The sequence below is a fragment of the bacterium genome (assembly GCA_024226335.1).
Lineage (GTDB): Bacteria > Myxococcota_A > UBA9160 > SZUA-336 > SZUA-336 > JAAELY01.
Genome location: JAAELY010000176.1, coordinates 39,187 through 62,692, shown reverse-complemented (window position 1 = coordinate 62,692; position 23,506 = coordinate 39,187). Strand labels below are relative to the sequence as shown.

Annotated in this window: 27 protein-coding genes; 19 read left to right on the top strand and 8 right to left on the bottom strand. The window is 61.0% G+C overall.

Going from position 1 to position 23,506, the window contains the following annotated elements:
* The 14 genes from GY725_08900 to GY725_08835 all read left to right on the top strand — a co-directional run.
* Positions 1-613: DUF4336 domain-containing protein (locus tag GY725_08900; GenBank protein ID MCP4004300.1), on the top strand; the 613-nt coding region annotated here is incomplete at its 5' end.
* Positions 614-673: 60 nt separating this feature from the next.
* Complete coding sequence (locus GY725_08895; GenBank protein ID MCP4004299.1) at positions 674-1,183, top strand: hypothetical protein; 510 nt, start codon at positions 674-676, stop codon at positions 1,181-1,183.
* Positions 1,184-1,374: 191 nt separating this feature from the next.
* Complete coding sequence (locus GY725_08890; GenBank protein ID MCP4004298.1) at positions 1,375-1,869, top strand: hypothetical protein; 495 nt, start codon at positions 1,375-1,377, stop codon at positions 1,867-1,869.
* Positions 1,870-2,066: 197 nt separating this feature from the next.
* The gene (locus tag GY725_08885; protein MCP4004297.1) at positions 2,067-2,456 is read left to right on the top strand and encodes a C_GCAxxG_C_C family protein; all 390 of its coding nucleotides are present in this window, start codon (positions 2,067-2,069) and stop codon (positions 2,454-2,456) included.
* Between the two features lie 24 nt (positions 2,457-2,480).
* Entirely contained in the window at positions 2,481-3,218 is a 738-nt protein-coding gene (locus tag GY725_08880) for a class I SAM-dependent methyltransferase (GenBank protein MCP4004296.1), read from the top strand.
* A 42-nt stretch (positions 3,219-3,260) separates the two neighbouring features.
* Positions 3,261-3,608: a hypothetical protein gene (locus tag GY725_08875; protein MCP4004295.1), complete on the top strand. Its 348-nt coding sequence runs from the start codon at positions 3,261-3,263 to the stop codon at positions 3,606-3,608.
* 251 nt (positions 3,609-3,859) lie between these two features.
* A complete protein-coding gene (locus tag GY725_08870; GenBank protein ID MCP4004294.1) occupies positions 3,860-4,681 on the top strand; it encodes a methyltransferase domain-containing protein in 822 nt (273 codons plus the stop codon).
* Between the two features lie 346 nt (positions 4,682-5,027).
* Positions 5,028-5,438: a GFA family protein gene (locus tag GY725_08865; GenBank protein MCP4004293.1), complete on the top strand. Its 411-nt coding sequence runs from the start codon at positions 5,028-5,030 to the stop codon at positions 5,436-5,438.
* Between the two features lie 57 nt (positions 5,439-5,495).
* Entirely contained in the window at positions 5,496-6,083 is a 588-nt protein-coding gene (locus GY725_08860; GenBank protein ID MCP4004292.1) for a hypothetical protein, read from the top strand.
* 161 nt (positions 6,084-6,244) lie between these two features.
* Positions 6,245-6,751, top strand: a complete 507-nt coding sequence (locus GY725_08855; GenBank protein MCP4004291.1) for a hypothetical protein — start codon at positions 6,245-6,247, stop codon at positions 6,749-6,751.
* 369 nt (positions 6,752-7,120) lie between these two features.
* Positions 7,121-7,264, top strand: a complete 144-nt coding sequence (locus GY725_08850) for a hypothetical protein (protein ID MCP4004290.1) — start codon at positions 7,121-7,123, stop codon at positions 7,262-7,264.
* 68 nt (positions 7,265-7,332) lie between these two features.
* Positions 7,333-7,770, top strand: coding sequence for a nuclear transport factor 2 family protein (locus tag GY725_08845; GenBank protein MCP4004289.1), 438 nt, complete (start codon positions 7,333-7,335; stop codon positions 7,768-7,770).
* Positions 7,771-7,809: 39 nt separating this feature from the next.
* A complete protein-coding gene (locus tag GY725_08840) occupies positions 7,810-8,574 on the top strand; it encodes a metallophosphoesterase family protein (GenBank protein ID MCP4004288.1) in 765 nt (254 codons plus the stop codon).
* A 318-nt stretch (positions 8,575-8,892) separates the two neighbouring features.
* Positions 8,893-9,894: a hypothetical protein gene (locus GY725_08835; GenBank protein ID MCP4004287.1), complete on the top strand. Its 1,002-nt coding sequence runs from the start codon at positions 8,893-8,895 to the stop codon at positions 9,892-9,894.
* On the opposite strand, the gene GY725_08830 is transcribed toward GY725_08835, so the two are convergent.
* Complete coding sequence (locus GY725_08830; protein MCP4004286.1) at positions 9,848-11,359, bottom strand: PAS domain-containing protein; 1,512 nt, start codon at positions 11,357-11,359, stop codon at positions 9,848-9,850. The genes GY725_08835 and GY725_08830 overlap by 47 nt on opposite strands.
* Before the next feature lie 214 nt (positions 11,360-11,573).
* On the opposite strand from GY725_08830, the gene GY725_08825 reads away from it, so the two are divergent.
* Complete coding sequence (locus tag GY725_08825; GenBank protein ID MCP4004285.1) at positions 11,574-12,365, top strand: SDR family oxidoreductase; 792 nt, start codon at positions 11,574-11,576, stop codon at positions 12,363-12,365.
* Complete coding sequence (locus tag GY725_08820) at positions 12,362-13,969, top strand: AMP-binding protein (protein MCP4004284.1); 1,608 nt, start codon at positions 12,362-12,364, stop codon at positions 13,967-13,969. The genes GY725_08825 and GY725_08820 overlap by 4 nt, the downstream gene beginning before the upstream one ends.
* Before the next feature lie 213 nt (positions 13,970-14,182).
* Here GY725_08820 and GY725_08815 read toward each other — a convergent pair whose 3' ends face one another.
* The 3 genes from GY725_08815 to GY725_08805 form a co-directional block, all read right to left on the bottom strand.
* The gene (locus GY725_08815) at positions 14,183-14,962 is read right to left on the bottom strand and encodes an SDR family oxidoreductase (protein MCP4004283.1); all 780 of its coding nucleotides are present in this window, start codon (positions 14,960-14,962) and stop codon (positions 14,183-14,185) included.
* Position 14,963: 1 nt separating this feature from the next.
* Positions 14,964-16,229, bottom strand: coding sequence for an MBL fold metallo-hydrolase (locus GY725_08810; GenBank protein ID MCP4004282.1), 1,266 nt, complete (start codon positions 16,227-16,229; stop codon positions 14,964-14,966).
* A gap of 73 nt (positions 16,230-16,302) precedes the next feature.
* Positions 16,303-17,466 carry an amidohydrolase family protein gene (locus tag GY725_08805; protein MCP4004281.1) on the bottom strand — a complete coding sequence of 388 codons (1,164 nt, stop codon included), beginning with the start codon at positions 17,464-17,466 and terminating at the stop codon, positions 16,303-16,305.
* Positions 17,467-17,543: 77 nt separating this feature from the next.
* Here GY725_08805 and GY725_08800 point away from each other — a divergent pair, with 77 nt between their 5' ends.
* Positions 17,544-18,158, top strand: a complete 615-nt coding sequence (locus tag GY725_08800) for a TetR/AcrR family transcriptional regulator (protein MCP4004280.1) — start codon at positions 17,544-17,546, stop codon at positions 18,156-18,158.
* A gap of 135 nt (positions 18,159-18,293) precedes the next feature.
* Positions 18,294-19,166 carry a crotonase/enoyl-CoA hydratase family protein gene (locus GY725_08795; GenBank protein ID MCP4004279.1) on the top strand — a complete coding sequence of 291 codons (873 nt, stop codon included), beginning with the start codon at positions 18,294-18,296 and terminating at the stop codon, positions 19,164-19,166.
* A 23-nt stretch (positions 19,167-19,189) separates the two neighbouring features.
* Here GY725_08795 and GY725_08790 read toward each other — a convergent pair whose 3' ends face one another.
* The 3 genes from GY725_08790 to GY725_08780 all read right to left on the bottom strand — a co-directional run bounded on the left by GY725_08790 (position 19,190) and on the right by GY725_08780 (position 21,638).
* A complete protein-coding gene (locus GY725_08790; GenBank protein ID MCP4004278.1) occupies positions 19,190-19,708 on the bottom strand; it encodes a TetR/AcrR family transcriptional regulator in 519 nt (172 codons plus the stop codon).
* Between the two features lie 101 nt (positions 19,709-19,809).
* Positions 19,810-20,337 carry a 3-phenylpropionate/cinnamic acid dioxygenase subunit beta gene (locus GY725_08785; protein MCP4004277.1) on the bottom strand — a complete coding sequence of 176 codons (528 nt, stop codon included), beginning with the start codon at positions 20,335-20,337 and terminating at the stop codon, positions 19,810-19,812.
* Entirely contained in the window at positions 20,334-21,638 is a 1,305-nt protein-coding gene (locus tag GY725_08780) for an aromatic ring-hydroxylating dioxygenase subunit alpha (GenBank protein MCP4004276.1), read from the bottom strand. The genes GY725_08785 and GY725_08780 overlap by 4 nt, the downstream gene beginning before the upstream one ends.
* 133 nt (positions 21,639-21,771) lie before the next feature.
* Here GY725_08780 and GY725_08775 point away from each other — a divergent pair, with 133 nt between their 5' ends.
* Positions 21,772-22,752 (top strand): LLM class flavin-dependent oxidoreductase, encoded by a 981-nt coding sequence (locus GY725_08775; GenBank protein MCP4004275.1) that lies wholly within the window; start codon positions 21,772-21,774, stop codon positions 22,750-22,752.
* A 35-nt stretch (positions 22,753-22,787) separates the two neighbouring features.
* On the opposite strand, the gene GY725_08770 is transcribed toward GY725_08775, so the two are convergent.
* The gene (locus GY725_08770) at positions 22,788-23,438 is read right to left on the bottom strand and encodes a hypothetical protein (protein MCP4004274.1); all 651 of its coding nucleotides are present in this window, start codon (positions 23,436-23,438) and stop codon (positions 22,788-22,790) included.
* Positions 23,439-23,506: the final 68 nt, after the last annotated feature.

Below are 23,506 nucleotides of genomic sequence, written 5' to 3'. Positions count from 1 at the left end.
GTTGCTGCACTCGCCGATTGCAGCGACCCCTGATCTGGTCCGCGAGGTAAAGGCGCTCGGCCCTGTTGCATACATAGTCGCCCCCAACCGACTCCATCATCTCTTCATCAGTGAGTGGCAGCGCGCCTGTCCGGACGCATTGCTCTACGTTGCCCCGGGGCTCGATACCAAGCGTGCTGACCTGGCGTTTGAAGGAGTGCTTGGTGACGAACCCGAACCTGGCTGGAAGGACGTGGTTGACCAGGTCCTTATCGGTGGCTTTCCGTTCGCGAACGAGGTTGTCTTCTTCCACCGGCCCAGCGCCACTCTGATCGCGACCGACCTGGCCTTTAACATCGGTGCCAGCAGTCCGCCGCTGACCCGGGCTGCTTTCCGGTTGGCGAGAACGTACGGGAGGCTTGCTCCAACACTCCTCGAGCGGCTCCTGGTGCGCGATCGGGCGGCCTTTCGCAACTCATTGGAGCGAATTCTGGGATGGCCGTTCGACCGGATCATCGTCGCACATGGCGAGGTATCCGAGAATGGCGGCCGCGAAGAACTCGTCCGCGGCTACTCGTGGATTCTGGGCGGGGGCGCGCCGTCTGGTTTGGGCGTGAAGACGGACTCCGAATAGCAGCATCCACTTTTCACTGTACCCTGGGTACACAACCTCTAGATTATTAGGCGGTGGAGCGTGACTCTCGAGGATCTGGGAAATGCTGGTGAGTTTGTAGGGGCCATCGCAGTCCTCGTTTCACTGGTCTACCTGGCACTGCAGATTCGTCACAACACGATGACGGTTCGCGCGGGAACATCGGCGGCAATTTCGGAGTCGCTAGCGCGAGTAACGGAAATGCTTGGCGCCGACCCGCAGATCGCGCGCGTCTACATGCTGGGCCTGGCCGGAGACTCTGAACTCAGTCCCGAAGAGCGACTTCAGTTCAACTTCCTGTTTGCAACCTATTTTCGCCGCGTGGAGAACGCCTACTACCAACAGCTGCGCGGCTTCGTCGATTCGGAGCATTGGCAGACAACAGAACGAACACTCTCTTCGAGCATGAGAACGCCGGGTGCAAGGGGCCAGTGGGAGAGATCCCGAAGCGCCTATAGTGATCCGTTCGCTGCGTACGTAGACCGCATTCTCGTGGAGGGAGGCACGAACTCAGCTGCCACTCAACAAGCCGTTGAACCGGGCGCGGAATAGCGAGGCTCAGGTGACGGGCGTGCTGTTCTGGCATCGACTTTTCGTGATTCGGTCGAACCCGGTGGCGGGATGCCTGCAGACAGCCAGGCGTTCCCGAATTCGGTAGCCTTCTTCCGTCGGGACTCTGTGGCATCACGCTGACGGTCGGCGCTGTCTGTTGCAGCTTTTGCCCGAACCCTTTGGAAGCAACAGTGGATCAACGTGAGATCCTAATGACGTTCTCCGAGTTGGCGCTCGCGCTGGGCGGATTCACCGGCATTGTCCTGGCACTGCGCTCCCGCGGCGGCGGCGGACCCGGCCTTCCAAGACCTCTTTTGGTGACGCTTCTGATGATCGTCTTCGGAGCGGCCATCATCCCAGTCATATGTGTAGCTGTGCTCAACTTTTGCGCCGACCCATCGGTCGCCTGGCGGATTGGAAGTCTGCTCCTGGTGGCCACGGCCGTTGTGTGGTTCGGCGCCGTGGTACCGCAAATGGAACGGACGCGGGAGCCCTCTAGCGGGCCTGGGTGGTTCGGCGTGTTCATCTACTGTATCTCCGCTGCAAATGGCCTGGCCCAGACCGTCAACGTCTTCGGCGTATTCCCAGCTCACGAATTTGCCATTTTGTTCGCCGGCCTGACGTGGTACTTCGCCTCAGGTGCAGTTGCGTTTTCTCGCACCCTCATTTTCGAAGAAGCGGAATAGCTTGTCCTTGAACCACGTTTGGAACCGGATATATGCAGATCGCAAGAAGCTTGAAGCGGGCCGAGGATCGGGTGTACGCTGATGCCTGGTGAGTTCCCATCTCTCTTGGAGGTACTACCATGAGTCCTGACGAAATGGAGAAGAAGGCCATACAGCTGATGAAGGACTCGTTCCACTGAAGCCAGGCTGTTCTGTCCGTGGGACAGGAGAAGCTGGGCGTCGATGATCCGGACGTCATCAAGGCCGTCGGGCTGTTCGGTGGCGGAATCGCGGGAACCGGGAGTGTCTGCGGTGCAATGCTGGGAGGAATCGCCTGCATCTCCAGCCAGTACAGTCGAGGAAGGCTATCCGAGAAGGAATCCCCCGCGATGTTCAAGCTGGGGCACAAGCTCGATAAGGCTTTCGAGGAAATCACGCAGGAATTCGGTGGAAAAGACTGCTCTGACATCGCGCGTGTTGACTGGCAGGACATGAGCCAGGTGAAGGCGTTTTACCAGGCGAGCGACAGTAGACGGAAGTACTGCCAGCAAGTGGTGGGCCAGACCGCCCGCGCGCTCGGCAGGATCATCGAAGAGGAAGCGGAATAGGGCCTGGATCAAAGGACTACCCGCATGCATTCAGACAGTGCAGAAGCATACGATCTTCCGGCCCGCGTGCAGACCTACGATGCCGATATGGACATCATGCATCCTCTGCGCTGGAAGATGATCGATGTTGCCTTGGAGGTTCTTCCGTTCCATCAGACGCAGTCCTTGAGGGCTCTCGATCTCGGAACTGGAACAGGCGTTTTTTCGAAGCGATTCCTGGAGGCGTACCCAGATTCAGAAGTGGTCGCGATCGACGGTGCGGCTTCTATGATGGAACTTGCAAAAGCCAGACTCGGTGCTCTTGGCCAGCGTGTCGAGTGGGTCCTTTCCGACTTTCAATCCATGCCCGCGACGCTCCTGAAGCCCAATACTTTCGACGTCGCCTTTTCGTCTTATGCGCTTCACCATCTGGATGCTCTGGAGAAACGGGCCGTCCTGAATTCGATCGTCCAGTCGATCAAACCGGGGGGTTGGTTCTTGAATGCGGATATCGTGGTAGCCGCGGCCCCAGCTGTGGAGCAGCGAATTCAGGAGATCCGTATCAATTCCGTAACCGATCGTGCCCCGGCGAAGGACGAGCGTTTCAGCAGCACAGACGCCACCCGGCAGTACCTCGGCGAGCTTGAAGCGCAGGAACAGGACCAACCGCAGACGCTGGATGAGGATCTTCGAATCCTTCGTGAATCCGGATTATCCAACTCCGAAGTGTTCTGGAGAGAGTATCGCGAGGCCGTGATCGGCGGTTCGAAGGCAAGCTCGTAGCTAGCTGCTGAATGCCGATCCGCTGGACTGCGAAATGATGTCATGAGCCAGTTCGAATACGTAGCGATCGCAGTCTCGCTGATTCTCTCCCTGGGCGTGGCTCGGATTCTCAACGGGATTTCACACGCTCTCAATGGAGAGCATCATTACTGGGTACATACTTCCTGGGTCCTCGTATCGCTGGCCAACTTCGCGATCTACTGGTGGTCATTCTGGGACGCAAGGAATGTAGCCTCATGGCATCTCGGATCGTTTCTTGCGGTCCTGGTCTATCCCGCCTTGCTCTACATCGGGGCTGCACTACTCGTTCCGGGTGATTCCGAGTCGCAAGCGGGATTTTCGAGACTCGCTCTCCCACCGCAATACCGTTCGGCCTTTTCTGGGCGGTGATCTACTCGGTCGGTCTGGTATCGAAAGACGAGCGGACACATCGGATTCTTGCAGTCGCCGCAGTCGTGTGTTTCCTTGCCATGCACGCTCGGGCCATCTTCACCGGTCTGAGCTGAGCGCCGCTGGCTCGATGCGCGCGATCTGTTGCGGCTGAAATCCAATCCGTTAGGCAAGAGCAGACGAGCCGTCCCCTGATCGGGATAGATCCGAATCTTCTTTCACCAGATAGCGGGAATTGAGGAGGAGCGTTTTTGGAAAAGCCTGCATTCAGCTTTGGTGACCAGTCGGTGGCTGCGGCCTACGACGACATCCTGGTACCCATCCTCTTCGAACCTTGGGCAGCCCGACTCGTCGACGAGTTTCGGCCGTGGAATGGCTTATGCGTTCTGGACCTGGCGACGGGGACCGGCATCGTTGCGGCCGAACTGGCGAAACACGTCGGTCCTGAGGGGAAGGTAATCGGCGCCGACATCAACGCTGAGATGCTCAGCTTGGCCCGACACAGATGCACCGGTGCTCGCTCACCTGTCGAGTTCATCGAATCACCAGCTCATCCGCTGGCGATTCCAGACGAGTCCGTCGACGTGGTCGTTTGTCAGCAGGGATTCCAGTTCTTTCCCGATAAGTCCGCCGCAGCCGAAGAGATGGCCAGAGTTCTGCGAAAACGCGGAAAGGTCATCTTGGCGACATGGCGCCCGGTGGCGGAGTGCGAGTTCTTTGGGAAAGTCTGTGAAGCTCTCGAATCGATCGACGAAGCGGAACTAACCCACTCCATGCGAGTTCCATTTGATTTCATGCCAGAGTCTGAGCTGAGTCAGCATTTCGAAGCAACCGGATTCCAGGGCGTCCGCATCACTCAGGAACGGCTTCCCTTCACCGTGGATGGGGGCATGCGACACGCGCTAGAAGCGGCCTATTCCACGCCGATCGGACCAAGACTTCGCGGTTTGCCCGAGGAGACGCAGCTCGGTTTTCGCGAAACTCTCACGACCCTGCTTGCGAATTTGAGCAGCGATGGCACGACCATGGGGCGAATGGTGTCGAATGTATTGTGTGCCGACGCGCCGAGCTGACGCGGTGATCGGCATCTCATGACGCTGCGCGGCGCGCACCAGACTTCGACGATGTCCTCTCAGGGCACCTAGCCCAGCCCTCTTGTGTGACGGCGGAGGTCCAGCATGAACGTCCGAGTTGCGGAGATCGCAGATATCGATTCCGAACCCCAACTGGCCTCGGTTGCTTTCCGGTGGAAGACCTCGGGAGAGGATCGGATTCGGTCAGCAATATGGCTGGCCGTGATCTATCTCTGCCTAATGTCCGTGGAATTCTTCGCCATTCTGGCGCAGAATGATCCTTTGGGATTCGTAGTGCCGTGAATAGCCGCTTCCCCTCTCCTTTCAATCTATCTGGTGAGAAACGATGTCAACCGGTACTTGCTTGTGTGGAACCTTCCAGTTCAGCGTGACCGGAACCTTTGGGGACGTGCGTTATTGTCATTGCAATCAGTGTCGGCGCGGAAATGGGACTGCGTTTTCAGCAAATGCCAGGGTCCACAGATCTCAATGGACGTTCGAAGGACCGAAAGACGAGATTTCCGAGTTTGAACATCAGCCGGGGAAGTTCAAGGCGTTTTGTTCCACGTGTGGATCCCCTCTCTATGCTCGATCATCCCAAGACCCCGACGATATTCGGGTCAGGCTCGGGGGGTTTGCGGGGAATCTCGATGTGAACATCACGGGGCACGTCTGGACATCCTGCAAATCGACCTGGTACTCCATTGAGGATTCGATTCCCTGCCATCCTGAAGCCATCACCCGACTCGAGAGTTGAACTAACTGAAGCCTGTTGAATTCCGAAGCTGCAACTCGGTTCGCGGGGACTACGCCGATGCCAATTCAATGCCTGCTCTGGGACTTCGGTGACACGCTCTGCGACGAGCTTTCACTTTGGCGTGTGAGCCCCGATTGGATGGCCGTCTACCATTCGTTCGACGACGGGATCGGCGCCGCTTGGAATCTGGGCGACCTCGACACGCGCGGCTTCGTTGCCGAGTTGGCCCAACGCATGCCACTTACCGAAGTGGAGATCCTCGCGCATCTGAAGCGGGTTGATCTGTTCGAGTTCTTCCCCTTCACCTACGCGTTCTTTCGCGCTCGTCATCTTCCGCAGGCCATCGTAACGGTCAATCCCACACTATTCACCGAGGTAATCGTGCCAGGTTGCGCCTTCGAAGTAGTAGTCGAAGCGATCGTCGTGTCGGGACAAGAGAAGACGATCGACAAAGGAGAACTCTGTACCCGGGCTCTCGAGAGGATGAGCCTCGGCTGTGGTCCTTCAGATGCATTGTTGATCGACAACAAGCAAGCCAACCTGGACGCATGGAAAGAACGCGGTGGTGTCGGGTATCTGTACACGACAGATGGTGCGTTTCGGCAGGATGTAGAGGATGGGATCGATGGACTCATACGGGGTTAGAGGTCAATACGGAAGCTCGCAGAACGACATTTTTGCGAGGCGGACCTTCGAACCCGGAAATCAAGTGAGCGCTATGCTCTCTGCTAACATCCCTTTTCAGTTCGACGATCCAGGCGACGGATCCCCGCCGTCCTTCGTCAGAGCGTTGGTCGGCGGGTAAAGTGGCATACGAGAATTTTCTCCTGACTCTTTCGGAAATCTCGATCGCTGTCGCTGGATTCAGTGGGGTCGTCGGAGTCTTCGGTGTGGACCGTTCCTCGGATTCTTCGGCGATCAACTGGCATCGGGTTCGGAACCTCGGAGAACTGGGAGTGCTGATTGCCGGACTCTGCCTGTTCCCGTTGTTTCTCGTCGAAGCCGGGCTCCCTTTCCCCTGGCGGATCGCCAGCGGAGTCTTCGCCGCATCCTGGCTTGTAATCAATCTCACGGCTGCTCGACGCCTGGTCCGTCTCGCCGCCTCCGGGAGATATCAGCGTGACGCGGTCTACTACGTCGGATGGAGTTTTGTCTGGCTCGCCTATCCGCCCCTGATCGCAAGCACGCTCGGAGTGCTCGGCAACAGCGCCACGGTCTACGTAGCCTGCCTTGCTTCCCCGCTCTTCGTCCTCGTGATGTCGTTCATCCGCCTGGTCGCATCTCTGTCGGGACCGACGGATTCTGAGACGTAGCCGGCTCCGGGGCTTGGACCCGGATGGATCAGGCCGCTTTGGAGCTGCAGTTCAACTCGAGGATTCCCATGCGCTGGTACGACATTTTTTCCCGGTTCTACGACGCGTCGCTGGAATCGCTCTATCGCCCCTATCGGCTTCAAGCAACCGAGGCACTGCGACTCTCTGCAGGATCGACGGTGCTCCTACCGGCTTGCGTCCGGACAGGATCTTCAAAACATGGTTGCGGGAGTGGGACCAGAAGGACGGGTGATCGGTGTTGATCCGTCGCAAGGAATGCTGGAGCGAGCCCGACAGACTGATGTACTCCCTGGCCCTGTGCGTCATTCCCGAGTGGGAGAGCGTGTTCGAAGCTACCTGGGATCTACTATGATCGCTCGGGCAGACCTGTACCGCAGAGTCTGGGAGCCCATGGAACGGCTTGGAATCGAGTTCGAACAGACGTATCTGGACGGCTCGCCCCACATCCACAGGGGCCGCTGCATGCTGGCGTCGGCAACCAAGCCCAGTTGAACGACAATGCGTCGGAGATGCGGTAGCGCGATGCTTGGCATCGAGAGTACACGCCGGGAGATGTAGAGATGAAAATCAGACAGACGGGTCACCGGTACATGGACATCATCAAGACCTACTACCAGGGCTGTAACACGGCCGATGTCGAACTCATGATGTCTACCTTCGCCGACGATGTAGTCCACTACTTCGTGGATCACGGCCAGGTTGCGGGTGCGCAAGCTCTAGCCAGCTACTGGAGCAAGATTGGCCCCCGGACTCAGGCGCACTGGACGCTGGACCACTGCATCGTGCAAGAACCGGAAGCGGTCATCGAATGGACGATGCAATGGACTCCGAAGCAGACCGGAACGCCTGAGCTCCTGCGAGGCGCCGAGTGGTACCTCTTCGACGGAGCCGACAAGATCCTGGAGATCCGCTCCTACCACAACAACTTCTATCTGCAGGACCCGGCCAACCGCGAATTGCGCGACTTCGAATACGAAAAGCGCGGCTATCGCAGTTGAGTTTCGAAGATCGATCCATCAGGTGACACGAGGTAGACGATGCGTATCGCACTCTTCTCCGATATTCACGGCAACGATGTGGCACTCGAGGCGGTGCTGAATCACATCGAGCACTCTGGAGGTGTCGACGAGTACTGGGTTCTCGGAGATCTCGTCGCGTTGGGTCCGGCCCCAGAACGTGTTCTGGAGAGACTCGCCGATCTGCCCACCACGCGAATCATCCGCGGAAACACCGACCGCTACGTGTTCTCAGGAGAAGATCGGCCTCCACCTTCGATTGAAGAGGCCTCGCGAGACGCGGCGAAACTTCCAGCCCTCGTGGAATGCGCGGGGAGCTTCGCGTGGACCCAGGGTCGCCTGAGCGCAACGGATTGGATCGCGTGGCTCGAGCAACTCCCGCTGGAAATCCGGAAAGAACTTCCGGACGGAACTCGCGCGCTAGGCATCCACGCGTCACCGGGAAGCGACGATGGGCGCGGTGTTCTCGCGGGCAGCTCCGACGACGAACTTCTCGCGATCGTTGACGGCTGCGAGGCGGATCTGGTGTTCGGCGGTCACCACCACGTGCCGCTTGACGTGAGAATCGATCCGTTCCACCTGGTGAATCTGGGAAGCGTGAGCAACCCGTCCGCTCCCGACCTGCGAGCGAGCTATGTGGTTCTCGATTGCACCCGAAATGATTATGCTGTGAAGCATCAACGTGTGGACTACGATCGAGATGCGGTCATCGAACAGATGCGGAAACTGCGCCACCCGGGTTCGAGCTATATCATCGCTCACCTGAGCGGTGAACGTTCTGCTTGATCGACTGTACCGGGAGGGCTTGCTCCATCTGGAATCCCGCGATGGGGACGAACGACTTCGCTTCCGAGTGCTCCTCGAACCGACGTTTTTCAAATTCGCGGAAGGCCTCTGTCCAGCCCAATCCGGCCAGGATTCGACCTGAAGCGTCCCCCGACAACCTCTTTTCGAGGCAAGTCGTAAGCAGGATGGCCGCATAACGAAGTGAATGACCTATCCTGCACACTAGATTCCCGCATTTCCTCAGGTTTCCGTCATTTCCCTAAAGAGTCGCTGCTGTCGCGTCGAAGAGTTCTCCAGAGAGTTCCTGGAGAAGATTAGATGGAAATCAGTGGCGTACAGAGTCGAGCAATCCGACCCAGCAACACGCAGAAGTCCGACGCACAGGGCGGCGCAGATGCGAAAGCAGTGGATTCGGGGCACGCTAGAAAAGAAGATGTTCAGATTTCTTCGGCAGCGATGGAGGAAGCCGATGCCCGTCGCGAGGCACGAATCCTAGAACAGGCGCGGGCCGAGTCCGGAGAAAAGGCTCGAGCGCGACTCGAGGATCGAACTGAAGCCCAGCGGGAAGCCCGACAGGCGGCGCGCACCGCCGAGATGAATGCGCGTGAGTTTGTAGAACCGGGAAAGACCCTGGCCGTTCGCTTTGGTCCCTCGCCCGTCCAGATGGGAGGCGAAGGTCTGACCAGCTCTGATTCCGCACTGCGCGATGGACTTCACCAGCGCTCGCTGCCGCGTGTGAGCGAGTTGCTGCAAAATAGCAATGAACGGCAAGCCGCCGCTGAGAGTCCTGGAGTGAAGGGAAGTCCGGAGACCGAAGCGCTACCGCTGCCGGGCAGTGGCTCCAATTCAGACCAGGAAGAATTGGCCCTCAGGATCATCGGTGACGGTGAGGCGGAGTTCACCGAAGCCGTGCAGGCCTTGAGCGACGCGAACCCGGAGATCGAAGCCCAGAAGAGTTCCACCACACTCGAGCCTCAGCAGATGGTCCTACCCGGATCGTCTGAATCGGATGCCGCGAAGGCCGCTATATCGGGCGAAGCCAATGAGACTCGCGAGGTCCAGGACCTGGAACTCGGAACCGATAGCGCCGATCTGCTGAACGCGAGCGCAAACGCATCCGCCACCGGGGGTGCGCAGAACGCCAAGAGCGAACAGCTGAACCGGACCGAGCTCCCGGGTAGTGGCGGTGGGAGCGACGAGACCGCCAAGCTAATGGGACAGGCGGCCGCGAGTCAGGTCTCGACTTCCGAGCCAATGCCCGAAGATTCGCTCATTACTGGTCACATGGATAAGAGCCCGGGCAAGGAGTCCGCAGCGTAAACCAGAACACGGCCCCCCGATCGGGCTCCGATTCGACCCAGATCCGACCGCCGTGGCGCTCCACGATCCGGCGACAGATCGCGAGTCCGGCGCCGGTCCCCGGACGCTCGCTGCCGTGCAGGCGACGGAACATCCCAAAGATGTTCTCGTGGTGTTCCGGCGCAATTCCTATCCCGTTGTCGCGCACCCAGAAGACCGGCTCGTCTTCCCTGATTTCACCACCGACCTCGACTTTCAGCGGCTCCTGAGCGCGGAAGCGAACCGCATTCGCGATCAGGTTCTGGAACACGCGACCGAGCTGGATGCGATCGGCGTCCACGATCGGCAGAAGGTCCACGTCGACCTGGGCTTCGGCCTCTTCGAGTACGCTGCGCAGATTCGACAGCGCCCACTCGACGGACGCGAGTGCATCGCCCCGCTCCAGCGTCAAGGCGCTGCGACCAGCACTGGAGTAATCCAGTAGATCGCGCACCAGATCCTGCCCGTGCTCCGCCACGGCGAGGGCCTGCTGGCGCATCGCATCCAGATTCACTTCATCGAGCTGCTTGAGCACGTACTCGAGATTGCGCAGCGGTTCCTGTAGATCGTGTGCGGTCGCGTGGGTCAGCTCATCGAGTTCGCCGTTGAGCGAGCGCAGTCGCTCGATTTCCGCGCGGGCTTCTTCTCGGGAGCGCACCAGGTCGTCGACTTCAAACGACGAGCCCACGAAGCCTTCAAATTCGCCCTGGGCATTTGCGCACGGCGTCCCGCCATGGCGTACCCAGACGTCTGCTCGCGCGGCGGTGCGCATGCGCACGTCCACCTGGAAAGCGGCCTGCTCGTCCAGCGCCCTGGCGTAGGTCTCGAGCCAATTCGGAAGATCATCGTCGTGAATGATCTCGAACCAGCCAGAGCCGAAGTCTTCCTGTTCGGTTCTCCCGGTGAAAAGAGAAAAGCGGCGGGTGAAATGCGTGAAACGGCCGCGCGCATCCGTCTTCCACAACATGGCCGGTGCGAGTCGCGCGCTGCTTGGCTGGCCCGCAGCCGGGACAGGTTCGGGTTTCGCGTCGCTCTGTTCGCCGCTCTGGAAATCGGCTCGGACATCCGGAGGCATTTCGAGGGGCGTTCCCAGTAGCGCACCCAGATGTTCGTCAAAAGCCTCAGCGGTCACGTGCTTGTGCTCGGCAACCACACTGTGCCCAAGTTCGCGCCCCCGCTTGGCACTCTTTCGATCTCCGGATCGAACCAGCAAGAAGAAAGGCAGGTCGCGACCGCGCGAGCGCAAACCGCGTAACACGTCGAGTCCGGCGGGCCCGCGGGTGCTCAGCTGGAACAGAACCGCGCCGCAGCTCGGCCCCTCCACCCGCTCCGCCAGGGCGCCCAGAGACGCCACGGTTTCGAAACGAGCGCTTCCGGAGATCTCCCAGCGCTCGATCGCCTCCGCAATCAGGGCGTCTTCGGGCAGCGAAGCCGGATAGATCAGCACCGTCGGTCGCTGGGCGAACCCTCGCCGCCGACCGACCCCCTCATTGGTCGATTTCTCCCCCACGCCGCGAAGTTAGTAGAATCACATGCATGTGGAAATGGAAGGAAGCCGGATCTCCGTATCCCGGGAGTGCCGAAGGCACCGGGTTCTGGCCGGATCACACGATCGGGATCGCTACCTGTCACCCACCTTTTTCCTGAGAGGAGAACTCTGTATGGGACGCTTGGAAGGAAAGACTGCTCTGATCTCGGGCGCGGCCTCGGGAATCGGCCTGGCCTGTGCGCAGCGCTTCGCGGCCGAAGGCGCATCGATCGTCGGGCTCGATCTGCAGAAACCGATCGACGGGGCCGCCTGGAAACAGGTCGAATCCGCGGCACCGAAGGTGCTGTTCCGCGAGGGTATCGACGTGCGCGACGAACCCGCCGTAGCCCGTGCCTGCAAGGATGCGATCGAGCACTGCGGACGCATCGACATCCTGGTCAACGCAGCCGGCGTGGGGGGTGGCGCGCCGTGTCACGCACTCGAAACATCGGAATGGGACCGCGTCGTCGACATCAATCTCAAGGGTTCTTTCCTGGTATCCAAGCACGTAATCCCACAAATGCTCGAACAGAAATCCGGCAGCATCGTGCACCTGGCCAGTGTCGAAGGCATCGAAGGTCTGAGTGGCTCCCTGCCTTATAACGCTTCGAAAGGTGGCGTCGTCCTGATGACCAAGACCATGGCGATCGACTACGGGACCCAGGGCATTCGCGTGAACTGCCTGTGTCCGGGCCTGATCGAGACTCCCCTGACCGCGGTCCTGCGAGACGTCCCGCAGCTTCAGAAAATCGGAAATCAGATGCGCGATTTTCACGCCATGCGCAGGGGTGGCCGGCCCGAAGAAGTCGCCGCTGCAGCCCTGTTCCTGGCTTCGGACGAAGCCTCGTTCGTCACGGGTTCATCCCTGGTCGTCGACGGCGGCTGGACCGCGGGACGCCGTGTTTCGATGGAGGATGCGTCATGAACTGGTTGGAATTCGAAAACTCGTCGGAGCGACTCCTGGGAAGATGCCTGCGCCGCCAGGCCGAGGCGATTCCCGATCTGGATTTCCTGATTGCCGACACCGAGCACTACAGTTATGGGCGCGCAAACACTCTGGCCAACTCCTGCGCTGCGGGCTTTGCAAAGCTGGGAGTGTCTCGCGGAGACTCGGTCGCGTTCCTGCTCAATTCCTGCCCCGAGTACGTGTTCGCGACGCTTGGCCTGAACAAGCTGGGCGCCGTCTGGATCCCGACGAGCACCGACTACAAGGGGACCTGGCTACTGGAGAGCCTGCAGGACAGTCGCTCCCGCGTACTGGTCGCCGACGGAGCGCTGCTCTCCCGCCTGGCCGCGCTGGGAGAAGACCTGCCCTTCGAGCACGTGGTCGTACTGGGCGAACCCGAGGCCAAACTCACGTGTGCCACGTCGGATTTCGGAGAACTCCTCACATGTGGCGACAGCGAGCCCGACGACTCGGAGCTGTACTACGGCGACACCGCCGCGGTCCTCTGGACATCGGGCACCACGGGCCGCTCCAAGGGTGTGATGCAGAGTCACAACGTGTGGATCAACGCGGCCATCAGCGGTGCCCTCACCGCAGACGCTCGCGCCGGAGACGTGATCTACAACGTGCTACCGCTGTACAACTCGGGCGCCTGGGTCGCGAACATCTATCGCGCTCTGGTAACCGGACTTCCCTGCGCCACCGACCCGGGTTTCTCTGCATCCGACTTCTGGGAACGAACCCGTTTCTACGGCGCCACGACGGTGTTCACCCTGGGAGCCATGCACATCTTCCTGTGGCAGGCTCCCGAACGACCCGACGATGCCGACAACCCGGTGCGGGTCGCCTCGATGATCCCCATGCCCGGGGATCTCGAAGAGCCTTTCAAGAAGCGCTTCGGCATCGAGAGCATCTCTCAGGGTTACGGGCAGAGCGAAGTCATGGGTTTGATGTCACGGACGCCCGACCGCAAGTGGAAGCCGAACTGCCTGGGTGCGCCGCTCCCCGGGATCGAGGTCAAACTACTCGACGACGAAGACCGCGAAGTCGCGACCGGAGAAGTCGGGGAAGTGTGCATCCGACCCGTGGAACCCTTCTCGATCTTCAACGGCTACTACAACAATCCCGAAGCCACGCTCGCGGCCTTCCGCAACCTCTGGTACCACAGCGGAGATCTCGCGCGACAGGACGAAGACGACGACTACTTCTTCGTGGACCGCAAGGCGGACTTCATCCGCTTCAAGGGACGCAATATCTCCTCATTTGCCGTCGAGGCCATGGTGGGCGCACATGAGGCCGTCGCCGAAGTCGCAGCCCACGGCGTAACCTCGGCCGAACTCGAAGCCGAAGCCGAACTCAAGATCGCAGTCGTGCTGCGCGAAGGTGCCAGCCTGACGGCAGAAGAACTCGCGCGCTTCGTCAACGAGAACGCGCCCTACTTCTTCGTTCCGCGCTACATCGAGTTCGTCGACAAACTGCCGTACACGCCAAGTGGCCGAATCCAGAAGTACAAGCTACGCGAACGAGGTGTGACCCCGCAGACCTGGGACGCAACGGCTGCCGGCTTCAAGGTCGTGAGGTAGCCCAGTTTTCGCGTACGATTGAGCCAGTGGTTGACCCCGGGCTGCCCTCTAGGGAACCTCTGCACAGGGAGGCTGCGGCTGCGAAGCGCGATGCATCCGCCTGCGCTGCGTCGCGCGAACCTCTGCAGATCTACGGATCTGCGATCGGATCACGCTTCTTGCTCAGGCGGCGACTCCCGCTTCTCGCTCGAATCCTCCCTGTGCAGAGATTCCCTAGGTGTTCTGCACCACCAACCCACCGTCGACCGGAAGAATCGCTCCGTTGATGAACGAGGACGCCGGCAACACCAGGCTCAGGGTCGCGTGCGCCACTTCTTCGGGATCGCCATAACGGCGTAGGGGCACGCGACGCCGGGCGAACTTTCGCTTGGCGTCGTCGGGAATCACCTGGGTCATGCCCGTATTGATCGGTCCCGGGCAGATGCAGTTCACGGTCACGCCCTGGTCTCCGAGTTCCACGGCCAGGCTTCGAGTCAGTCCGACCACCCCGTGTTTGGAAGCCGTGTACGGACTGCCCAACGCGGTCGCGCCCAGACCTTCGGTCGACGCGATGTTCACGATGCGTCCCGCTCCCCCGCGTTGCAGGTGGGGCAGACAAGCGCGGATCATCTGCATTTCGCCGGTCAGATTGACCGCGAGCGTTTCGGCCCAGGCCTTGTCGTAGTCATCTCCCAGGATTGGAGAAAACCGGCTGATTCCGGCGTTGTTGATCAGGATGTCCATTCCGCCAAAGCGATCGACGGCGGCGGTCACGACTTCGCGCACATTGTCGAGGTTGGAGACATCAAGCCCATAACTCAGCGCTTCTCCCCCGGCCCCGGTGATTTCCGCAGCGACCGCGTCTGCACCGTCTGTGTTCACGTCGGTGACCACGACCCGCGCCCCTTCGTCGGCGAAGAGATGGCAGGTCGCCCGACCCATGCCGCTCGCGGCCCCCGTGACCAGCGCGACTTTACCCGCGATCGATCGACTGAGCTGGGAGAGTTTCGTCACATCAAGCCTCGCCGCTCAGCTTCTGGCTCTCGCGCGCCGCTCCCGTGTAGACGCCGCGGGCCATCGTCGAATCGGCACCGAGACTCTGTTGGGTGTAGATCTCCGCGCGCAGGCGGTGCACCTCGGTGCTTTCCGGATCCGCATCGGCGGCCCAGTCGATCAGGTGAGACGCCAGGGGTAGATCGCCCGACTTCAGACAGGCCTGAGCGCGCGCGAGCAGTTTGTCGAGCCCGCCTGCGAGCTCGGCGATCTCGCGCGCCTGAGCTGCACGCGGTGCCGGAAGAAGATCACTGGGAACACCGGAATACCAGCCTCCCAGGTGACGGCAGATATTGCGCACGATGAACTCCGGCTCGTCGTACACCGGAAGCAGGTAAGGAAGCTCCGCTAGCTCCGCCGGTGGCTTCACCGTTTCGATGATGTCGTAGATGCGCGCCCCCTGGTTGAGCAGTTCGAGCGTCTGTCCGTACAGCGATTCGAGATAGGCGGCGGTGTTCGTCAGGGCTTCGCGGACGCGAGTTGCGCCGAAGATCGGCAGGCCGTGTCCGGGCAGCAGTATTTCGGGTTCGAAGGCCGCCATCTTGCGCAGACCCAGTGCCCAGTCCTTTGCGTAGCGCTGCACCTTCTGCGGATTGCCCGCGTTGGGCGCCGCCCAGATGAAGAGATCTCCCGTGCAGAGCACGCGCTGCTGCGGCAGCCAGGCCCAGGTGTGATCGTCGGTCTCGCCACGCGTGTGAAACAATCGCACTTCCGTGTTGCCCAGGCTCAGGTCCAGGCTCTCGCGGAAACTCACGTTCGGACGCATTCCGTCGCACGGCCACTGGATCGGAACACCGAACTGACGCGTATTGATCACGGTGTTGTAACCAGCGGTCTCTTCGTAGCGATCCATGCGCGGGGCAACGTTCTCGTGGCCGATGATCTGCGGACGTACCCGGTCCGGATCTTCGGCGAGAAACGGCGGAAGTCCGTACGCGTGATCGACGTGGCCGTGCGTATAGACCGCCGTGTGCAGGGGTTCCGAGATGTGCGCGCGGATGCCCGAGTGACTGCGCTGATTCTGGACCGGGTGAAAACTGCCGGTGTCGATCAACAGCAGTCCCACGTCGGTGCGGACGCCCGTCACGTTGACGAAGTCCTTGTAGAAGGCGACGCCGTCGGCGACTTCTTCGGTCGTATTGTAGGTGGCCATGGGATGGTGCTCTGGCTGACGAGTCGAGAGCTCACCACTCCAGAGCTGATCGGAAAGCTTGTGCAGAGAGGGCATGTCGGATCCTCCTGGTGGACCCGTATCGTACCATCAGGTTGCCTCAGAAGACTGCCTCCGAGGACAGTGCCCGCTACTGCGGCAGATTCTCGCCTAGAAAGCGCAGAGTATTTCCGCCCATGATCTTGCGAATCTCGGCGCTCGAGAAACCGCTCTCGAGCATCTCATGAGTCAGCACCGCGATCTCCGAGATGTCGAAGAGCACGGTCGTCGCCCCGTCGTAGTCCGATCCCAACGCCACATGATCGACGCCCAGAACGTTGACCGCGTGGCGAATCGAACGGACCACGCCCTTTGGGGAATGATCGCAGACCGCACCTTCCCAGAAACCGATCCCGATCAAGCCGCCCCGATCGGCGATGCGCTTCAGCCGGGCATCGTCGAGGTTTCGTGGAGAATCACAGGCGCCCCGCATCCCGGTATGTGAGACGACGATCGGTCGGGTCGCCATCTCGAGGACGTCGTCGACCGAAGCTGGCGAAGAGTGCGCCACATCGATGATGATCTTCCTGGCCTCCAGTTCGCGAACCACGCTACGGCCGAACTCGGTCAGACCGGAGTCGCTCTTGCCGTGCAGCGAACCTCCGAGCGCATTGTCGAAGAAGTGGTGCAAGCCCAACATGCGAAAGCCAGCGTCGTACAGCTTCTGGAGGTTGTTCAGGTCGCCTTCGAGCGGGTGCCCGCCTTCGCTGGCGAGCAGGCCGGCGAGAATCGGCCGGCCGTCGGCTCGCGACTTCAGGACTGCATCCAGATCGGCGGCGGTGCGCACGACACGCAGGGACTCAGGAGCGCGACGCTCGACATCGCGCAGTTTCTCGGCCTGATACAGCGCCCGTTCGAGCAGACTCGTGTAGGTCCGGATCGGCCAACGTTGGGCGATGACCAGCGCGGTAACGTTGTCACTGTCGGCGGAGTTCTCTTCGTAGTTCTGGCCGCGCGGCGACTTCGTGAATACTCCGAATACCTGAAGCGCGACATTGCCCTCGAGTATGCGTGGGATATCGGAATGTCCTCGCGTTGCCCGTTTCAAGAGATCGCGCTTCCAACCGAGCGTATCGGTGTGCAGATCCGCGACCGCCAACCCTTCGTGAAGCTTGCGGGCGGGATCGGAAATCGACCAGGCCGCGTGGGGAGTCCGCTTGTTCGCAGCGTTCTCCACGAGGCCCGGCAGGAAGGCAAAGCCAGCCAGGACGATCAACACGAATCCGATGCCCAGAATCCCTGACCAGCGCTTCATCCGGCGACTCCTCCCCGGAAATCCGGGGTCCAAGAGATATGGCACACATCATGCCTTCATGTCAGACTTCCGTCGAGATGAAGAAGGAACGGCAAACTCGCCCCCCGGTCGGAGAAGAAGAAGAGAGCGCGGACGGCCGTCTGCAGCGCAGCGCCCGGAGCCGGGCCAAGATCATAGACGCTTTGCTGGACCTGATTCGAGAGGGCGAGTTACAACCCACCGGCGAGCAGGTCGCCACGCGCGCCGACGTGGGACTGCGTACCATTTTTCGTCATTTCGAAGACATGGAAAGCCTGTACTCGGAAACCCATGCGCGGGTAACGGAGCTGGTTAAGCCAGAGGCGTTCGGATGGAAAACTACGGGCGGTCGCGATGAGCGCCTGCGAGAACTGGTCAAGCGGCGCGGCGTCTTGTTCGAGAAGATCGCTCCTTTCAAGCGGTCGGAACAGGCTTCGCGCTGGCGTTCTGCTCTCCTGCAGGAGCATCACGAGAAGATGCTCACGTTGCTCCGGAAACAGCTCCGCTCGGCGATTCCCGAGATTTCCGACCTGCCCGCAGCGCATCAGCAGGCGCTCGAACTACTGACCTCGTTCGAAACCTGGGACAAGCTGCGCGAGGACCAGGGACTCGGCAAGGAACGCGCCCAGGAAGTCGTGATGACGGCATCTCTGGCGCTGCTCGAAACGGGCTGATGGGTCGGATCGCTCGAAGCTCCAGGCCAGAATTTCAAAGCCCGCACCGTGACTTCGACCCGTTGTGCGGCGCGAGGCGCGAGCCTTCATAATATCTGTCCCGCCGCGCCGGCCGCGGCCACAGGAGGAAAGACCATGGGATACCGCTGTTTCGACGTTTCGATCGAGGATGGAGTCGCGCACATCATTTTGAGCCGACCGGAAAAACGCAACAGCATGATCCCCGAGTTCTGGGATGAGCTTCCGGCGATCATCCGCGACATCGATGACAACGCGCGTGCTCGCGCGATCGTGATCTCGTCGACCGGACCGCACTTCTCCTCGGGTCTGGACGTTTCGGCCTTTTCCGGTGGAGGGAGTTCGGAGAAGTCGAGTCCCGAAGAGCAGACGCGCGCGCGACGCCAGCGCCCGGCTCGCTTCTACCAGACCGTACAGCGCATGCAGGACAGTTTTTCCTGCCTGGAGAATTGCCGGATTCCCGTGTTAGTCGCAATCCAGGGTGGCGCCATCGGCGGCGGTGTGGATCTCGCGACCGCATGCGATATGCGCTACGCGACAGAAGACGCATTCCTGACGATTTTCGAGATCAACATCGGCATGACCGCGGACGTCGGCACTTTCCCACGTCTGGTCAAGCTGATCCCCGAAGGCATCGTGCGCGAAATGGCGTACACCGGTCGGCGCATGCCTGCGAGCGAAGCTCAGGCCGTCGGACTCGTGAATCGAGTCTTCCCAGACTCGCAGACCATGCTCGAAGAGGTCATGAAGATCGCCCAGGAAATTGCGAGCAAAGCCCCGTTAGCCATCTATGGCTGCAAGCGCATGATCAACTACGCCCGAGACCATTCGACCGCCGACGGCCTGGACTACATCGGAATCTGGAACGCGAGCATGCTGATGCCCGACGAGATGGGCGAGGCGATGGCGGCGAACGCTCAAAAGCGCAGCGGCGAATTCGCCGATCTGCCCAAGCGCCAGCATCACTCCGGCGGGGACGACATCCTGTAGAAGTCCGGCCGGAAAACTCGGGGTCAGGATTTGGGCTCGATCGAATCCAGGTACTGACGCAGCCGAGAATTGAACAGACTCGCCGACGCGTAGTCGGGAGCGTTGTCGTCGGTGGAGTCGAGTGTCGCCCAGCCGATCGTGAGTGCGAGCGCGGTCATATAGACCTCGAAGGACTCGCGCCGCGAGAAGCCGGCGTCGCGAAGCACGTGCAGACTCTCGTCGAGCACGGCACTGGCCGCCGGACCGAAACGCCATCCAGTATGCGTCGCGACGAAGGGCAGAACACTGGGAGTTTCGGCAAGCGCGCGATACATCGCATCCGCGGTTCGACACAGCCAGAGCCGCCAGTGACGCTTGCCGGTACCGTGACTCGTGACCGCGGTTTCGCGGGTAAACTGATCGAGGATTCCATCGATCAGTTCCTGCTTGTTGCTGAAGTGGCTGTACAGCGCCATGCCGGTCACGCCCAGTTCGTCGCCGATGCGTTGCATCGTGAGCCCCCGCAACTCGTTTCTTCGCGCGATGCGCAGACCCGCCTTCACGATCTCCTCGCGCGAAAGCGAGCCGCGGGGGCGGGGGCGGGGGCGGGGGCGGGTCTTGCGCCGCTCGTGCGCTCGGGATCTGCCGACCGAGGCCGCCATGCTCAGAAGAACACGCTCAGGTTCGGTGAGTCGAGTACAGCTTCATCCAGAATGATTTCCCGTGCGGCGATGCGGATGCCGTCCTTGGTATTGCGCAATAGATCGTTGCGACTGCCGATGAATGACTCGCGCTCGCGCAGATGCCGCGTCCGGTGCAAGAGGAAATAGCTGCGTACGTGGTATTCATCCGGCTGGTCTGCCGCTCGTACATGCACATTGGACACGATGCGCCGCGTGCGCGAGGGCGGATCCTCCGACCATGTGATCCCCCCTTTCAAGCGCAGAACACGCGCCAGAAGACTGAGCTTCGTATCCTCGAACCAGCCCAGTTCCGCTTCACCGGCCAGTTCTTCCCGAACCGTGGTCTGTGTGTCCGGGCGCGACTTTGCAACCACACGCCGCGTTGGCATCCAGTAGCGCACGTCGTCGCTAAGCAACGCAAGCCAGTCGTCGAAGCGCCGTTCATCGAGCAGATAGGCCTCCTCGAACAGAAACTGTTCGATCTCGTGGTGAGTCACTTGAGCACTCATGGCTTCACCATAAGATCGTGCCACTGGCGGTACATGGCCCGTTGCGTATGCTCGGAGAGAATCGGACCGCACTGACCGGGAAGCTCCGCGTGCGCGTACTCCTTGCCCTGCGACATCCCGAAGTGAAAGGGATGATCGGCCGCCGCGGCGATGCGCGCACCTTCGGTGACCTGCTCCCAGTTCTCTCCATCGTCGGACTCGAAGGTCCCTCCGGGACCGAACGTGAAGGTGTAGTAGCCGCGGATGTAGTCCTTCACCTCCTGCGGCGCATCGCGATCCACGAGAACCCAGGACCAGATCTCGCTTTCCTGCGGTCCGCGGGGATGCGCCACACGAATCGTGAAGACGCTTCCCAGGATCGACAGTGTCGGAAACACCGTGAGCGTCGCACCCTTGATGCGGCTCTTGACCGGTCCGAGACGTTCATCCGCTTCCGGCTGTACGCGACGGAAATACTCATTGACCTCCGGCGGCCGAATCTCGGGTGCCTCCCCCGGCATCCGCTGTTCCGGATGTGCATCGACCGGGTAGAAGCGAGTCGTTCCCCCGTGTCCGTTTGCGCAAGCGAAGTTCACCCCGTGCTGTTGGATGTCCCCATAGCCGCTGATGACGCCGTCGGGATCGCTATTCAAGGGGCTCATGCTCTGCAGGCGCACGATCGACTGGTGACTCCAGGCGGCGTGGTAGACATCGCCAACCATGTTCTCGGCCGGCATCTTCCAGTTCGCCTTCACACGCCAGCGATGTACCCCGCCCACCAGTTCGGTTCCGCCTTCTCGACGGTCGACCTGCGCGTCCAGATAGAAGGCCAGGTCACCTAGATAGTCGCGCAGCGAGATCGCGTTGGCGTCCAGGTTTCCGAAGATCAAACCCTTGTAGCTCTCGACCCGAGCGACCGGAATCAAACCCCACTTCGACATGTCGAGATCCGAATACGCCTCGCGTTGTTCGGGCATCCCGACCAGCCGTCCATCGTTCGCGAAGATCCAGCCGTGGTACGGACAGACGAAATTCGCAGCCTTGCCGGAATCGGATCGACATACGCGCAGTCCTCGGTGAGTGCAGGAGTTGAGATGACCGTGGATCTTCCCATCCTTCCCGCGCACGATGATGACGGGGGCCTCACCGATCGTGGTGGTGAAGTACTCGCCCGGATCGCGGATCTGGCTCTCGTGCCCGAGGAACAACCAGCAGCGGCCGAACACGCGCTCCTGTTCGAGGCGATAGACCTCCTCGTCGAACCAGAGCCGGCGGCTGACCAGACTCCCGTCGGGGCTGACGAGCTTTTCGATGTCGACCATGGAACCCTCCGAAATCAACTTTATGACATAAAGTTCGCGAAGCCTATACCATGGGAGTTGTTCGGTCTAGCCGGAATTGGGCAACCTCGGGTTGTCACGTCGGATCGAACTTCAGATCCAGAATGGGAGTCCCATGGCCTTTTCAATGCTGCGTTTCGTGCTGTCTGCGCCCCCGGGCGGAGAACCCGGGCATCGCGAGATCTACGAGGCCGCTCTCGAGATGGCCGAGTTCGCCGAGGAGAAGGGCTTCGGCATGGTCGTGCTGTCGGAACACCACTGCACGGAAGGCGGTTTCATGCCTTCGCCGCTGGTGATGGCCGCCGCAATCGCCGGCCGGACTCGCCGGATCGCGTTGATGGTCTCGGCACTCCTGGCGCCCCTCTACGATCCGATCCGACTGGCAGAAGACGTATCCGTCCTCGACCTGATCTCCGCCGGACGCGCCTCGTTCGTCCTGGGGATGGGCTACCGGCCGATCGAGTACACGGCCACGAACAAGGAATTCCGTCGCCGCGGAAAGTTGCTCGACCAGGTAATCGAGACACTCCTCAAGGCCTGGAGCGGCGAGCCTTTCGAGTACAACGGTGAGACGATCCAAGTCACACCAAAGCCCTTCACTCAGCCGCACCCGAGGATCATCGTCGGTGGGTCAACACCGGCCGGTGCGCGCCGTGCAGCGCGTTTCGGATTGCCCTTCGGACCGCCTATTTCGGACGCCGAACTCAATCAGGTATACATAGATGAGTGTAAGAGGCTCGGAGTCGAGTCACCGGTCGTCGTAGACCCGCGCGAACCGTTCAGTCTGTACGTGGCGGAGGATCCCGACGAGGGCTGGAAGCAGATCGGTCCGCACTGGCTACGCGAGGCACTTTCCTACGCCAGCTGGCAGGTTCCGGGGCAGCGTTCCTATCAGCACTCCCACGCTACGAACATCGAAGAGTTGCGCGCCGAGGGCAAATTCCGCGTATGGACACCGGAGCAATGCCTGGCCTGGGTCGAAGAACACGGGCAGAGCGCGTGGTTCAGCCACTTCCCGCTCGGCGGAGGCGCGCCGCCCGCCGTGGGCTGGAAGAGCCTGGAGTTATTCGCCGAGAAGGTGGTGCCCTATCTATAGGTGTAGGCGCGACATCCAGCGCTGAAACACTCGGCTCAGGAAGCGCCGCCGTGGAGTTCGACACCCTGCCAGGCCAGGAGCATCCACACGACGCCCATGAAGAGCGCGATCAAACCGGCACCTCCCAGGATCAGCGTGTAGGCGCGCTCCGTTCGGCTCGATACGCCCAGCGTCACCACCCCCAGGAGTGCGGCCATCCCGGTCATTGCGCCAATCGTGCCGGTGGCGAATCCTCCCAGGTAGAAGACGGCATCGACCCAGGAGTCCATGCCGAGCGCGGGCAATACCCCGAATACGCTCGCTGTCCCGGCGATCCCGTGCAATCCACCCACTAGCAGGGCCGCACCGGTGTGTACGTGCGCGGGAGTTTCGCGCGGACTGGCCAGCGCCGCCCCGCCGGTTCGCAGATGGTTCAGGCTCCACAGACCGACCCCGACCAGGACCAGTCCCACCACGTAATCGCCGCCCTGATGCATGACCTCGAGGTCGAGCAGATCCGCCAATGCGTAGAACCCGAGGCCAACCGCGAGCAGGCCGAGCGCATGTCCCACACCCCAGCGCAAGCCGATGGCCCACGCCCCCCGGCGCGCCTCGATCGAAAACGGGGCCAGTGACGCAAGGTGGTCAGCGCCAAACACAACGTGTAGAGCGCCGGCCAGCATTCCGGTCATCCCGATCAGGAGCAAGTCTTGTCTCCGTACCCATCCATGTCTCAGTACCCAGTCGTCAGGCGTCGCGAACGGCGGGCGTCTGC